The 14,992-nt window shown below is 64.2% G+C and carries 7 protein-coding genes and 1 tRNA gene; 7 read left to right on the top strand and 1 reads right to left on the bottom strand.

The genetic code is table 11. The features are described 5' to 3' along the window. The first annotated feature begins 204 nt into the window (after positions 1-204). From ACM0PY_RS10160 to ACM0PY_RS10130, 7 genes are all read left to right on the top strand, one after another. Positions 205-3,564 carry a TIM-barrel domain-containing protein gene (locus ACM0PY_RS10160; protein ID WP_180883720.1) on the top strand — a complete coding sequence of 1,120 codons (3,360 nt, stop codon included), beginning with the start codon at positions 205-207 and terminating at the stop codon, positions 3,562-3,564. 134 nt (positions 3,565-3,698) lie between these two features. Next, positions 3,699-6,674 (top strand): TonB-dependent receptor, encoded by a 2,976-nt coding sequence (locus ACM0PY_RS10155; protein WP_134971488.1) that lies wholly within the window; start codon positions 3,699-3,701, stop codon positions 6,672-6,674. Positions 6,675-6,739: 65 nt separating this feature from the next. Further along, positions 6,740-8,095, top strand: a complete 1,356-nt coding sequence (locus ACM0PY_RS10150) for a Gfo/Idh/MocA family protein (protein WP_180883722.1) — start codon at positions 6,740-6,742, stop codon at positions 8,093-8,095. 316 nt (positions 8,096-8,411) lie between these two features. Beyond that, positions 8,412-13,121 (top strand): RHS repeat-associated core domain-containing protein, encoded by a 4,710-nt coding sequence (locus ACM0PY_RS10145; protein WP_235646734.1) that lies wholly within the window; start codon positions 8,412-8,414, stop codon positions 13,119-13,121. 3 nt (positions 13,122-13,124) lie between these two features. Beyond that, positions 13,125-13,544, top strand: a complete 420-nt coding sequence (locus ACM0PY_RS10140; protein ID WP_134955282.1) for a DUF4279 domain-containing protein — start codon at positions 13,125-13,127, stop codon at positions 13,542-13,544. A gap of 302 nt (positions 13,545-13,846) precedes the next feature. Further along, positions 13,847-14,281 carry a hypothetical protein gene (locus tag ACM0PY_RS10135; protein WP_005420072.1) on the top strand — a complete coding sequence of 145 codons (435 nt, stop codon included), beginning with the start codon at positions 13,847-13,849 and terminating at the stop codon, positions 14,279-14,281. Continuing rightward, positions 14,278-14,727, top strand: a complete 450-nt coding sequence (locus ACM0PY_RS10130) for a Rossmann-fold NAD(P)-binding domain-containing protein (RefSeq protein ID WP_180883724.1) — start codon at positions 14,278-14,280, stop codon at positions 14,725-14,727. Before ACM0PY_RS10135 ends, ACM0PY_RS10130 begins: the two co-directional genes overlap by 4 nt. Positions 14,728-14,766: 39 nt before the next feature. On the opposite strand, the gene ACM0PY_RS10125 is transcribed toward ACM0PY_RS10130, so the two are convergent. Further along, positions 14,767-14,843, bottom strand: a tRNA-Arg gene (locus tag ACM0PY_RS10125). Positions 14,844-14,992: the final 149 nt, after the last annotated feature.

The raw sequence follows: 14,992 nt of genomic DNA, 5'->3' as shown, positions 1-14,992 counted from the left end.
ACGAAAGGACAGGCCAAATGCCGTATCGCACAATGCTTAACAGGCGACTGCAAGCGCTTACACAAAGTGTTGCGACGCAACAACTTTCGTTTCAATGGAATATATCTTCCTTTTTCCTTTCAATTTGTTGACATCTTTCGAATCGCTGCCCTAGAGTCGGCCCAATCGCTTTCGAAACGCCCGGTGAACGGGTTGGGAGTCCGCGTGGAAAACTGCGTACGTCGCTCGCCGCTGATGCTGGCCCTGGTGCCGGCCTTGATGCTGGCGTCCATGCCGGCCCGGGCCGAGCCGGTCGGCAACCTGCGTTCGGTAAGCGCCAGCGACAGCCGCGATGGCGTGCGCGGCTGGGACCTGCAGACCGACAAGGGCGCGCGCATCCGGATTGAACTGCCGGCCACCGACATCATCCGCGTGCAGGCGGGCCGCAACGGCACGCTGACCGGTGCCGGCGACAAGGCCGCACCGATCGTGCTGCCGCAGCCCAAGGCGAACGTACAGGCGCAGCTGGAAGAAGACGCACAGGAAATCCGCGTGCGTACCGACGCACTGGTCCTGCATGTACAGCGGCAGCCGCTGCGCCTGCGCCTGGAACGTCTGGACAACGGCCAACCCACCGCGCTGTGGCAGGAACTGCAGCCGCTGGACCTGGAGGCCACGCAGAGCGTGCAGGTGCTGTCCTCGCAGGCCGATGAGGGCTACTTCGGGGGCGGCCAGCAGAACGGCCGTTACCAGTTCAAGGGCCGCGAGCTGGAAGTGTCCTATTCCGGCGGCTGGGAAGAGGGCGACCGCCCCAGCCCTGCACCGATGCTGCTGAGCAGCCGTGGCTGGGGCATGCTGCGCAATACGTGGAGCGATGGCAGCTACGACCTGCGCCAGCCTGACCAGGCCACGCTGCTGCATCGCGAAGACCGTTTCGACGCGTACTACTTCGTCGGCGCGGACCTGCCCAAGCTGATCGAGCGTTACACCCAGCTGACCGGCCGCCCGAACATGGTCGCGCGCTGGGCGCTGTCCTACGGCGATGCCGATTGCTACAACGACGGTGACAATGCCAAGAAGTCCGGCACCGTGCCCGAAGGCTGGAGTGACGGCCCGACCGGCACCACGCCGGATGTGATCGACAGCGTGGCCAAGCAGTACCGCGCCCACGACATGCCCGGTGGCTGGATCCTGCCCAATGATGGCTACGGCTGCGGTTACAAGCAGTTGCCGGAAACGGTGAAGGGGCTCGCAGGCTACGGCTTCCGCACCGGGCTGTGGACCGAGAACGGCGTCGACAAGATCGCCTGGGAAGTCGGCAAGGCCGGCAGCCGCGTGCAGAAGCTGGATGTGGCCTGGACCGGCAAGGGCTACCAGTTCGCGATGGATGCCAACCGGCAGGCGTTCAACGGCATCCTCGACAATTCCGATTCGCGCCCGTTCCTGTGGACGGTGATGGGCTGGGCCGGTATCCAGCGCTACGCCGTCGCGTGGACCGGCGACCAGAGCAGCAGCTGGGACTACATCCGCTGGCACGTGCCGACCCTGGTCGGTTCGGGCCTGTCCGGCATGGCCTACGCCAGTGGCGACGTCGATGCAATCTTCGGCGGCAGCGCCGAGACCTTCACCCGCGACCTGCAATGGAAGGCGTTCACCCCGGTGCTGATGGGCATGAGCGGCTGGTCGTCGAACGCGCGCAAGCACCCGTGGTGGTACGACGAGCCGTACCGCAGCATCAACCGCGATTACCTGAAGTTGAAGATGCGCCTGACCCCGTACATGTACGGGCTGGTGCACGAGGCCGCGCAGACCGGCGCACCGCCGGTGCGGGGGCTGATGTGGGACTACCCGCGCGACCCGCATGCACAGGATGAGACCTACAAGTACCAGTTCCTGCTCGGCCGCGACCTGCTGGTGGCGCCGGTGTACCGCAGCCAGGCCGCCAGCCGTGGCTGGCGCCGCGACATCCACCTGCCGGCCGGCGGCTGGATCGACTACTGGGACGGCCGCCGCGTGCAGGCCGGTGCCGACGGCCGCCAGCTGGACCGCCAGGTGGACCTGGCCACGCTGCCGGTGTTCGTGCGTGCCGGTGCGATCCTGCCCATGTACCCGTCGATGCTGTTCGATGGCGAAAAGCCGCTCGATGAAGTGACCTTCGACCTGTACCCGCAGGGCGATTCGCAGTACACGTTGTACGAAGACGATGGCAACACGCGCCGTTACCAGCAGGGCGAGTCGAGCACGCAGCAGATCCGCGTGCAGGCGCCGGCGCAGGGCAGCGGCCCGGTGCAGGTGCAGATCGACGCGGTGCAGGGCCAGTACAACGGCCAGCTGGCGCAGCGCCGCTACGGCCTGCGCGTGCTCAGCCGGCAGGCGCCGCGTGCAGTGCAGGTCAGTGGCCGTGCGTTGCCGGCGCTGGCCGATGCCGCCGCCTTCAACAGCGCCAACGAGGGCTGGTACTTCGACGCGCGGGAGCGTCGCGGCACGCTGCATGTGCGCACCGCTGCCCAGGACATCCGCCAGCCGCTGCAGCTGCAGCTGGACTTCGCGGTGGCCGCTGCGGCCGCCGACGATGCCTATCCGGCCGCGCCGGTACTGGGCCGCGAACTGCCCGCAGACAGCCTGCTGGTGGTCAACCGCCCGGCCGAGGAGCCCGGCCATGCGCTGGAGAACGCCTTCGATGACGATCCCAACACCTGGTTCCGCAGCGTGCGCAACCAGGCCGTGCGCACTGGCGCGCACGAGTGGGTGATCGGCTTCGGCGAGCGCAGGATGATCGATGGCATCGACATCGCGCCGCGCAACGACAAGAACTGGAAGCACGGCCAGGTGCGCGATTACGAGGTGTACCTGGGCGACAGCAATGGCGAGTGGGGCGAGCCGATCGCCCGTGGCCGCCTGCAGCTGAAGGAAGGCGTGCAACGCATCGACTTCCCGGCCCATGCCGGCCGCCTGCTGCGCTTCCGCGTACTGAGCGTGCAGAACCCCGAAGGCGACGGCGCCAGCAGCACCGACCCGATGGTGACCGCCGCCCAGGGCAGCGCCCGCGCGTTCGATGCACTGCAGCCGCGCGACGTCGGCCCGATCGCACTGTCCACCTTCCACATCCTCGAACACCAGGAACCGGAGCGACCGGCCCGGCAGCGCTATCTCTCCGAGCTGCCGGTGCCGGCCGCGCTGGCCAGCCAGCTGCGTACCGACCAGTCCTTCCGTGGCGACGCCGGCATGCGCATGAACGGCCTGCAGTTCCGCCGTGGCCTGGGGGTCGGCGCCAACAGCCGCATCGATCTGCGCCTGCAGGGCGGCTGGCACCTGCTGCGTGCCGACCTCGGCATCGACGACGCCTGCCGCAACGCCGGCGGCCTGCAGTTCCAGGTATGGGGCGACAACCGCCTGCTGTACGACAGCGGCCTGGTGAAGGCGCCCGGCGTGGTCAAGCCGGAGCTGGACATCCGTGGCCTTTCCACCCTGAGCCTGCGCACGCTGGGTGCGCAGGGCAGCCAACCCGCCCAGGTCTGTGCCAACTGGGCCAACGCCGTACTGATCGGCCAGGAGGGCGACTCCGCCAGCATCGTCGCCCCATGACCCCCACGTAACACCGCTCCTCCCCCGCCCCATCCCGACTACGGCCCTCATGGCCGTGGCCCGGGAGCGTTTTGCCCGCCGAACGCCCACGCGCTCACTCAGTTGCGCCGCACCCCTGCCAGGAGAGAACCCCGATGTTGCCCGCCCGCCACCACCGCCCCCCCTGCCGCTCGATCGCTCCGCTGACGCTGGCCATTGCCGGCGCGCTGTTCTCGCTTGCCGCTCCTGCCTTCGCCCAGGAGAGCAAGAACAACGCCACCGACCTGGCCCGCATCGAGGTCACCGGCTCCAACATCCGCCGCACCGACGTTGAAACCGCCTCGCCGGTGCAGGTGATCAGCAAGCAGGACATCCAGAACATGGGTGCGCGCACGCTGCTGCAGGTGCTCGACAACCTGCCGGCCGCACGCCCTGCGCAGCAGGATGCGCGCTCGCTGTTCACCGGTTCCGATGGTGCCTCGCAGGCCAACCTGCGCGGGCTCGGCGCACAGGGCACGCTGGTGCTGCTGAACGGTCGCCGCCTGTCGTACTACGGTGCGCCGGCCGGCTTCCAGACCCAGTTCGTCAACATCGATGCGATTCCGGCGGCGGCCATCGAGCGCATGGAAGTGCTGACCGACGGCGCGTCGGCCGTGTACGGTACCGACGCGGTGGCCGGCGTGATCAACGTGATCACCAAGCGCAACTTCCAGGGTGCCGAGATCAGCTTCACCAACGACACCTCCTCGCGCATCGATTCCTACGGTGAGCGCCAAGCCAGCATCACCGCCGGCTTCGGTGACCTGGCCGAGAACCGCTTCAATATCTATGGCGCGGTCAACATGTACCGTCGCGACGCGATTCCGCTGAGCGATTTCTACGACAAGCGTCCGGACCAGTACTACGTCAACAACCCGAACTACCTCAACAACCTGCGCCTGGGCGTGGGCAGCAAGCCGGGCGAGTTCAACCCGGGCACCTACTTCGCCTTCGATCCGGTCACCGGCCGCCGCGTGCAGGAAGCTGCGCCGGGCTGCAAGAACGTGCTGACCAGTGAAGCGGCCGGCCCGCGTTGCGTCTGGGAAACCTGGATGAACAACGAGATCGATGCCGGCGCCAAGTCCGAGCGCAACACCGCCTACCTCAACGGCACCTTCCTGGTCAGTGACAACACCGAGATCTTCGCCGAGGCGACCTATACCGACATCGACCTGCGCGCCAACGGCGGCACGCCGCGCACCTATGGCACCACGACTGGCAACCCGACCAGCTGGTTCTCGCGCAACACCGGCAACACCGTCAACCAGTTCCTGTACCCGTTCCTGGGCCCGAACAACGAGTACAACCACGCCAGCCCGCAGTTGAAGGCCATGATGGGCGGCGTGGTCGGCCTGAACTACCTGCTGCAGGATGCCGGCCCGAACTACTTCGGCCAGCGCAATACCGACAAGAGCTACCGCGTGCTGGCCGGTGCGCGTGGCAACCGGGGCGACTGGAACTGGGAAACCGCATTCGCCAGCGCTGGTACCCACTCCACCACCTACCAGACGATCAACGTCAACACCAAGGGCTTCGAGAAGGCCTTCGGCCCATACACGATCGATCCGGGCACCGGTCGGGTGATCATCTCCGACCACCCGGCGTACAAGTTCGGCGAGATCAGCGAAGCCAACGCCGCGTTGATCCGTGAAGCGTTCCCGACCTTCGACATCCAGTCGTGGACCCGTCTGCATACCCTGGACGGCAAGATCGAAGGACCGCTGTTCCAGCTGCCGGCGGGCGAGATGCGCGCCGCGTTCGGCTTCAACGCCAGCCGTGAGACCTTCTACACCCCGGGCAACGCCGACGCGGCCAATGGCCTGATCACCCAGCAGGGCGGCTCGTGGTTCGACGGCAAGCGCAACACCTACGCGCTGTTCGCCGAGACCGTGGCGCCGATCACCGACAAGCTGGAACTGGATGCGGCGGTGCGCGTGGACAAGTACCCGAACTTCAGTGCCAACGTGGCGCCGAAGATCGGCTTCAAGTACCAGGCGTTCGATCAGCTGATGCTGCGCGGCACCTATTCCACCGGCTTCCGCGCACCGAGCCTGGCCGAGTCCGGCAACGGCGGCGTGTTCGCCCAGCTCGGTGGCTTCCGTGACGAACTGCGCTGCGGCGAGACCAACGCCATCGCCAACCTGCTGCTGAAGTCGCAGCGCCCGGGTGACGTCGACCTCGGCAAGACCCTGCTGAACGTCGACTGCAGCCGCACCGTGGCGCGCATGACCCAGCCGAACAAGGACCTGAAGCCGGAAAAGGCCAAGATCGCCACCCTCGGCTTCGTCTACGAGCCGGCAACCTGGCTGTCGGTGTCGGCCGACTACTGGTTCATCTACCGTGACAACGAAATCGTCGCGCCGGACTATCGCCGCATGGAAGACATCATCTCGATGTCGCGCTCGCCGATCACCGACAGCGACCGCGCCAACCTGGCGCAGCTGGCGGCAATGTGCGCCGATCCGGCCAGCGGCGTGAGCTGCCCGGCCACCCTGCCGGGCTACTCCGCCGGTAACGTGGCCAGCGTGGTCGGCCAGTACAAGAACCGCGGCAAGACGCTGATCGACGGCTTCGACATCGACGCGCGCAGCCGCTTCTCGCTGGGCGACTGGGGCAACCTGAACATCGGCCTGGCCGCCACCATCGCCAACCGCAACCGCTTCTACATGGACGCCGAGAACGGCTGGTACTACGGCGACGTGGTGGGCTACTACAACAACCCGCGCCTGCGTGCCACGCTCAATGCAGACTGGACCTACAAGCAGGTGACCACCAGCATGTTCGTCAACTACGTGGGTGGCACCAAGTGGGCCACCGACCAGATCGACGAAGAGAGCAACAACAAGGAAACCTGCACCGGCGGCTACCTGGCCCTGCAGAAGAGCAAGTGCGATGGTGCACCGTCGTGGTGGACCGCCAACATGAGCGTCACCTGGCGCCCGGACGATGCGTGGAACCTGAGCTTCACCGTCAAGAACCTGTTCAACCGCCTGCCGTTCTACGATCCGAACAGCTTCCTGGGTGACTCCAGTGACTACGCCACCATCTTCGGCCGTGGTTACAGTGTGACCATCGGCTACCGGTTCAAGTAATTCCGTTTGCGTGACCTGGCGTGCCGGCTGCGGCCGGCACGCTGCCAAGAGGAGAGATCTTTGCCATGAAGCGTAGGGAATTCATCGCGGCCAGTGCCGCTGTCGCCGCCAGCAGCCTGCTGCCGCAGACCCCGGCATGGGCACGCGGGCGCAAAGTGCGCCTGGCCATGATCGGTACCGGCATGCGTGGCCTTGTGCTGCTGAAGGAGCTGGTGCGCCGCGACGATGTCGAGGTGGTCGCGCTGTGCGACATCGAACCGATCATGCTCGGCCGTGCCATGGAGATGGTGGCCAAGGCCGGCAAGCCGGCCCCGAAGACCTACGGCCAGGACCGCGATACCAACGCCTGGAAGCGCCTGCTGGAACAGAAGGGCATCGATGGCGTGATCATCGCCACGCCGTGGGAGTACCACGCACCGATGGCGATTGCCGCGATGCAGGCCGGCGTGGCCGTGGGCTGTGAAGTGGTGGCCGGCATCACCCTGCAGGACCACTGGGACGTGCTGAAGAGCCAGCTGAGCACCGGCACCCCGTACATGCTGCTGGAGAACGTCTGCTACCGCCGCGACGTGATGGCCGCGCTGCAGATGGTGCGCCAGGGCCTGTTCGGCGAACTGGTGCATCTGCAGGCCGGCTACCAGCACGACCTGCGCGGCGTGAAGTTCAATTCCGGCGACCCCAACCAGCCCTACGACAGCGGCGTGGAGTTCGGTCCGAAGGGCTGGAGCGAAGCTCGCTGGCGCACCGAGCATTCGGTGGAACGCAATGGTGAGCTGTACCCCAGCCACGGCATCGGCCCCTGTGCGATGTACACCGGCATCAACCGTGGCAACCGCTTCACCCACATCAACGCCTTCGCGACCAAGGCACGCGGCCTGCACGAATACACCGTGGCCAAGAGTGGTGGCACCACCCACCCCAGCACCCAGGTGAAGTTCAAGCTCGGCGATATCGTCACCACCACGCTGGCCTGCGAGAACGGCGAGACCATCCTGCTGCAGCACGACACCTCGCTGCCGCGCCCGTATTCAATGGGTTTCCGTGTGCAGGGCACCAAGGGCCTGTGGATGGACGTGAACCATTCGATCCACATCGAAGGCCGCAGCCCGCCGCACCAGTGGGAAGAGTTCAAGAAGTACCAGGACGAGTACGAGCACCCACTGTGGAAGCAGAATGCCGACACCGCCGCCAGCGCCGGCCACGGCGGCATGGACTGGTTCGTCATCCATGCATTTGTTGAAGCGCTCAAAGCCAAGGCACCGATGCCGATCGACATCTACGACGCGGTGACCTGGAGTGCGATCACCCCGTTGAGCGAGCAGTCGATCGCCAACGGTTTCCAGACGCTGGAGTTCCCGGACTTTACTGCTGGTGCGTGGAAGACGCGCAAGCCGATCTTCGCGTTCGACGGGAGGTATTGAGGTTTACACCCTTCCACGCCGTGACGGAGACGCCGGGCACTGCCCGGTGTTTCTGTTTCTGGAGGCATTCGCCTTGTAGAGCCGAGCCCACGCTCGGCTGCTTGTTCGGTCGGCCGCTCGCTTTATCAGAAAACTCTGAAATCCGACCCGCTCCACACTTTATGACTTGAATGTGTAAACGACATCGGAGATAACGTCCCCCATGCGGTCAGACCGCATTCCGGACCAGGGACGATCCGAAGCATGACGTGGTGAGGCAACCGCCCCACGTTCTCGTTCCTGCCGGTGCTGTGTTTGTCCAGGAAGGAGAACAGGGATGTTGGAACGACTGAAGACCATTTCGTGTGCCGCACTGGCGATGATCGCGCTGGGGAGCCTGGCTCCTTGGGCTGCGCAGGCGCAGGAGGTGCAGAAGAAATGGGAGAGCTACCTGTCGATGGGCCAGCCGCGAGCTACCGAAGCGGCGGTGCAGAAGGACATCAAGTCGCTCTTTTCCCAGTACGAAAAGGACAAACCGTTCAATTGGCATGTCAAACGCCAACGCGTCCTTGGAAAGAAGGTCATCTACGATTACCGGGTGAGACCCGAGAAGATCGTTACTACCGACTGGGTCTACATCCACTCAGGGCAGGAGTACTCATCCGAAGATCAGATTCGTAGCGTGATCCTCGCTACCCGCGTCAGCGACCCGCAGTGCCCGGCGACTTCACTCACGGAGGATCCTTGGGTGGAGCTCCTTGGACTTGGCAGGGGCGACGACGGTAGCGTCACCAACGAGGAGAAGAATTTCCATTACACCTTGAACTTCTATCATCAGAGCACTCAAGAATGCTCGTCGATAGTGGGGTGGGAGCATGTGCGCCGGGCCAGAACGGCGCTTTGTCCGAATCGACCGTCCCTGACGTGGAATGAGGCCCTGCAGATGTGCTCTCTGGTCCAGCAGGACGAGCCGCACATGTCGCCCATGCTCTCCTACACAAGCGGGCCGCTGCCGCCGCAGCAGTGTCCTGTTGGTAACCCGTGTGATCCGACCACTGGCGATAAATCCCAGCCTGAGCCGGATTTCAACCTTGGATGGGTGAGCTTCCAACGCCACTATCACTCCCTGACGAGCACGGCGGGCGGCGCGTTGGGTACGGGCTGGACCCATTCCCACAATCTGCGGCTTACCGCAGGCGTAGACGATTCCACCTTCCCTCCCAGCTCCGAACTGAAAGTTGGGCTGATCGGCGCCGATGGCGGGCAGATCGCATTCCAGAAAGTGGGGGCAAGCTACGAAGCCATGGACGGAAGCGGCGATCGCGCGGTCCAGCAGGGCACCAACTGGCAACTTTCACGTGCCGGAGAGCGCATTTATTTTGATGCTGATGGCTTGATGCAGCGCCGTGATTTCGAAGACGGTACTTCGCTGACCTATGCACACGACAGCCGCGGCCGCCTGCTCAGCATCACCCATTCAACCGGCCGACGGGTGGACGTCCAGTACCTCGCGCAGGGCGACGATTCACTGATCTCGGCCCTGGTGATCGCCGGCCAGCCTGTGGTGAGCTACGCCTACTCCCCGGCCGGGGAACTGATCACCGCGACCTATGCAGACGGTGCCAGCCGTACGTATCACTATGAGGACGCCCGCTTCCCGGGCTACCTGACCGGCGTGACCGCCGAAGACACCCGGCGCTACAGCTGGTACGGCTACGACGCCAAGGGGCGGGTCACCTGCAGCCGCCATTCCGGTGATTGCAGTCAAGCCGACGTGGGCATTGATGGCGTGCGCCTGGAGTACACCCCGGCGGGCACTACCATCGTCACCGATGCACTGGGCAAGCAGAGCACCTACGCATTGACCGCCAGCGGTACCAGTGGCCTCCCGCGCAAGGTCAATGGCATCACCGAAAGCAACGGCAGCATCACTCGCGCCTATCTGCCCGAGGGGACCGATTTCCGGCGTCGGCTGCAGTCGGTGACCGATCGCCGTGGTGTCGTCACCAGCTACGCCTATGCCGAGGCCAGTGATGCTGCCGCAGGCGCCGTCAGCGTGACCACCACCACCGAAGCGGCCGGTACTCCGGACCAGCGCGTCAGCGAAATGCGCGTGGCCATGGACAGCAATCGGCTGGTGCAGCAGACCATCGGTAACCGTGAGATCCGCATCGCACGCAATGCGCGCCTCCAGCCAACCACCATCACCGTGCGCGACAGGGTGACCGGTGATACCCGCATCACCACGCAGACCTACTGTGAGGCCGAAGGGCCGGAGTGCCCGCTGGTGGGACTGCTGCGTAGCGTGGATGGCCCACGCAGTGATGTGGCGGATGTCTCCACCTATGCCTACTACACCGCAGACGACGCGGGATGCGCGACCAGTGGTGCCTGCAGTTATCGCAAGGGCGACCTGCGCAGCGTGACCAATGCGCTGGGCCAGACGGTCGAGACCTTGGCCTACGACGCGTTCGGGCGGCCGTTGTCGGTCAAGGATGCCAACGGCGTGGTCACCGATTACACCTACCATGCGCGCGGCTGGCCGACCTCGGTCACCGTGCGCGGTGCCACCACAGCCGAGGACCGGGTGACCCAGATCAGCTACTGGCCGACCGGCCAGGTGCAGCAGGTCACCGAGCCGGACGGCAGCAGTGTCACCTATGTCTATGACGCCGCCCAGCGCTTGACCGATATTGCGGACAACAGCGGCAACACGATCCACTACGTACTGGACAACGCCGGCAACCGCCTCAAGGAAGACACGCTGGATGCAGGCGGCACCCTGCGCCGTACCCTGGCGCGGACGTTCAACACGCTTGGCCAGCTGACCGCGCTGAAGGATGCGGGCAACCACGCCACCGGCTTTGCCTACGATGCCAACGGCAACCCACAGACGGTGACCGATGCCCTGCAGCGCGTGACCAGCCAGCAGTACGATCCGTTGAACCGCTTGGCGCAGACCCTGCAGGACGTCGGCGGCGTCGCGGCGGAGATCCGCAGCCAGTACAACGCGCTGGACCAGGTCACCCAGGTCACCGACCCGAAGGGCCTGCATACCACCTACGCCTACAACGGTTTCGGTGATCTGACCGGGCAGGTCAGCCCGGACAGTGGCGCCAGCAGCTTCACCGTGGACGCCGCCGGCAATCGCAAGACGGCTACCGATGCGCGTGGCGTCACCGCCACCTATCATTACGATGCACTCAACCGCCTGATCGGTATCGCCTACCCGGATCCCAATCTGGATATCGGCTATAGCTATGACGTGGCGCCGGCCGCCTGTGCCGCCGACGAACGCTTTGCCAAGGGACGTCTGGGGCAGGTGCTGCACGCCAATGGCAGCACCCAGTACTGCCATGACCGCTTCGGCCAGGTCACCCGCAAGGTGCAGACCGTCAATGGTGTGGCCACCACCCTGCGCTATGCCTACAGCAAGTCGGGGCGCCTGACTGCGTTGACCTACCCCGACGGCAGCGTGGCCGACTACGTGCGCGATACCCAGGGCCGCATCAGCCAGATCGGCCTGACCCGGCCCGGCCAGGCACGCCAGATCGTGGTGAACAACGTGACCTATGCGGCCTTCGGCCCGGCGACCGGCTGGACCTACGGCAACGGCCGCCAGCTGCAGCGTCCGCTGGATCTGGATTACCGCCCGCAGGCGGTGCATGACCCCGCGGCAGGCGGCCTGTCGCTGGGCTATGGCTACGATCCCGTCGGTTCGATCACCGAGCTGAAGAACGGCGCAGGCTCGTCGGTGCTGGCCAAGTACGCCTACGACGCGCTGGGTCGCCTGACCCAGACCCAGGACGGGACGACAGGCACGCCGATTGAAACCTATGCCTACGACGGCACCGGCAATCGCACCGCGCTGACCACCTCGGCAGGCACCGCCAGCTACACCTATCCCGCAACCAGCCATCGCCTGACTGCTGTGGATGGCGAGGCACGCAGCCATGACGCAGCGGGCAATACCACCAGTATTGGCAGCAAGGCGTTCACCTACAACGATGCCAACCGCATGAACGCGGTGAAGCAGGGTAACGCCACACTGGAGAGCTACGGTTACAACCATCGCGGTGAGCGCGTGCTGCGCAGCCCGTCCGGTGGAGCTGCCCAGATCACCCTGTACGACGAAGCAGGGCAATGGCTGGGCAACTACTCGGCCACGGGCCAGGCGCAGCAGCAGGCCATCTGGCTGGACAACTACCCGGTGGCGCTGATCAACGTGCCGGGCACCGGCGTGCCGGAGCTGACCTACGTGCAGCCGGACCATCTGGGCACGCCGCGCGTGGTGATCGATCCGGTGCGGAATGTCGCGATCTGGGAGTGGAGCAACAAGAGCGAGGTGTTCGGCAACCAGATTCCGAGTGCCGACCCGGATGGCGATGGCGTGGCATTCGAGCTGGCACTGCGCTTCCCGGGCCAGCAGGCCACGGATGCGAGTGGGTTGTTCTACAACTACCAGCGTGAGTATGAACCAATGGTGGGGCGGTACTCGCAGAGTGATCCGATTGGTTTGGTTGGAGGCATCAGTACTTATTCATATGTGAGTGGGAACCCTGCGTCTGCTTTGGATCGTCTTGGCTTACAGTCCGGTGCAGCTCGGGCTATGCGATTGCCACCTCCAGCGTATCGGCCTGGAAGTGGTTACCAGCAGTGGAATCCTGACCTCCCGGGCTATGGGGAAGGGCAAGCTCCTGCGCCATACATTGATATGAGTCCGATCCACTCGCCAATCGATGCTTTCATTGGTGCGACGGTAAGTTTGCCAGTAATCGTGGATGCTCTCGCCAACCTCTACTTCAGCAAGAAAAAGGACGGTGCGCGATCCAAGCCTACGAACTGTCCAGTAGGAACACTCCCTATAGACACGGCCAAAAAATCCTTCGGGCTTGATCATGGTGCCGTTGAAACCATTAAGGAAGGTTCCGCTGCTAGCCCGACGCACTGGACTGGTATAGCCCCAAATGGCGATATTTGGGTTGGGACGCAGGACGGCAAAGGTAGAATAGAGGGGAATATTAGTGATTATGGTTTTGGGAGGTGATGCGTGAGTGGTCTTTTGGTGAATATTTCACTTAGGTTTTTCCATCCCTCTGTTTCTGCTGAATCCATTAGGGAGGAAATTGGTTTGGAGTCCCGCTTTGCCCGCAGTGCAGGCGAGCCTAGACCAGCTCGGCAGGGTGAGGATCAGCAGCTCTATGAATTTACCTATCTATCTATTCCTCTCGCGAGGAAGGTGAATGTCGAGTTGGATGAGGAGATCTCCCGTTGGTGCGATTTTCTGATAAACAAGCGTGAGTTCATTGGCCACATCACAGATACGGGAGGGAGGGCAGAATTCTATATCAGCATCTTTGTGGGCGGACTTGGCGGATTTGAACTGGATCGTGCAGTTCTCACCAGAGTCACAACTTTGGGCCTCGGTTTGGCGGTGGAAATTTACCCGCCTTCGGGCGACGAGACGTAGAGCGCCTCGGGTGCGCGGTCGAATCGGCTGCATCGGGAATGTGGTCGGCAGAGGGGATGTCATCTATCTCCCCCTGGATCCAGATGCGGTTCTGGAGGGGGAGGTCTTGGAACTGGCCGCACTGTTCAGGAGGTATCGGATTCCACTGGCCCAGCTGCGAACGCTGGAGGCAGGCAGGTACTCTCGAGCGCTGCGCGATGCCTTGCGCGAGTAGGGCGCCAAGCGGGAGGCAAGGTGTATGAGCTCCCGCAATCCTCCACAAAAGAACGCGATCGGGCTGCACGCCCTCGGAGAGGTACAAGATGAAAGCCAGGCAGATTCTTCGGTACGGGCTGGCCTACGCGGTGTCGTGTGGAGCACTCTGGCTGTTCCTGCACTTTGTGGGCAGGGCGCTTTACGCCTTCGACTCACATCAGGTTTTCTTCTGGCTGTATGCCGTCAGCCTTTTGTTGCTGGGAATCTGCGCACGGGTTCCCGCCGCGGGCCGCCTTACGATCAGGCGGCTTGCCAAGGGGGCTGGCTTGGGGCTGCTCGCGGGCCTTCTGGCCCAGGTCGTGGTGCTTGTACTGGAAGCCTATAGATTCAGCGGATTCAGCCCATCGCTGCTCTGGCAGGTACCGGTTTCGCTGACGGTGATGAGCGTCGTGCTGCTCACGCCGCTCTGGGGCGTAGTGCTGGTTGCCCTCACTGCCGAACACCGCCGCGACAACCACCCACGTCAGGCCTCGAAGCCATGAAGCACCTGAACGCCTTTTGCCTCGTGGTTGCACTGACATCCTGTGCGGCGCATCCGAACCGCACCATGAAGTGTCCGCCGGCCCATTTCACCTACGTCGGCACCGAGAGAGTCGACGGACTGACCTACGGGCGCTTCCAGGTCACCCACAATGCTGATCAGCCGCTTCAGCTGTGGGTGGATGAGAGACGCAGGTTGAACCCAAGGACCGCTCGCGCAGAGATGAGGCGCACAGGCGAGGATGCCTGGCGGCCTTACAACGTGATCCTTGAGGAAATCACACCGGGCGCGATCGGGCTGTCGATCGGGCAGGATGAACAGCAGAGCGTTCAGTTCGATGGTGATGGCCTGTTCCTGCCCGGCGCATCCAGCGCGGGCGCGAATTACTCCATCGTGGTACAGGACGCTGCCGGTTGCGAGCATCGCTCGGCAACGTTCATTCCCTGACATTTCTGGCGGCGCGCCGGCCAGGCAACGAAGGAAAAATGGCGCGCCCGGAGGGATTCGAACCCCCGACCAATGGCTTCGGAAGCCACTACTCTATCCGGCTGAGCTACGGGCGCGTTGTAGACCCGCCGCGCCGTCGGCCAGTGCCGGGGCGGGCATCGCAGCGCCATGAGGCGGTGCGGGACCGGCATTCTATCCAGTTTCGTCGAACAAATCTCCCCCCACCGGCAAAGCCCTGCCAGAGGGGCAGGAGTATCCTATCGCC

The organism is Stenotrophomonas sp. BR163, from assembly GCF_047520985.2.
Lineage (GTDB): Bacteria > Pseudomonadota > Gammaproteobacteria > Xanthomonadales > Xanthomonadaceae > Stenotrophomonas > Stenotrophomonas sepilia.
Note: the sequence above shows the minus strand (reverse complement) of the source record. Positions and strands in the feature narration are given on the sequence as shown.

Excerpts from the sequence above, each read along its gene's own strand:
- ACM0PY_RS10155 (WP_134971488.1), top strand. The coding sequence starts at position 3,699 with ATGTTGCCCGCCCGCCACCACCGCCCCCCCTGCCGCTCGATCGCTCCG.
- ACM0PY_RS10150 (WP_180883722.1), top strand. The coding sequence starts at position 6,740 with ATGAAGCGTAGGGAATTCATCGCGGCCAGTGCCGCTGTCGCCGCCAGC.
- ACM0PY_RS10145 (WP_235646734.1), top strand. The coding sequence starts at position 8,412 with ATGTTGGAACGACTGAAGACCATTTCGTGTGCCGCACTGGCGATGATC.
- ACM0PY_RS10135 (WP_005420072.1), top strand. The coding sequence starts at position 13,847 with ATGAAAGCCAGGCAGATTCTTCGGTACGGGCTGGCCTACGCGGTGTCG.
- ACM0PY_RS10130 (WP_180883724.1), top strand. The coding sequence starts at position 14,278 with ATGAAGCACCTGAACGCCTTTTGCCTCGTGGTTGCACTGACATCCTGT.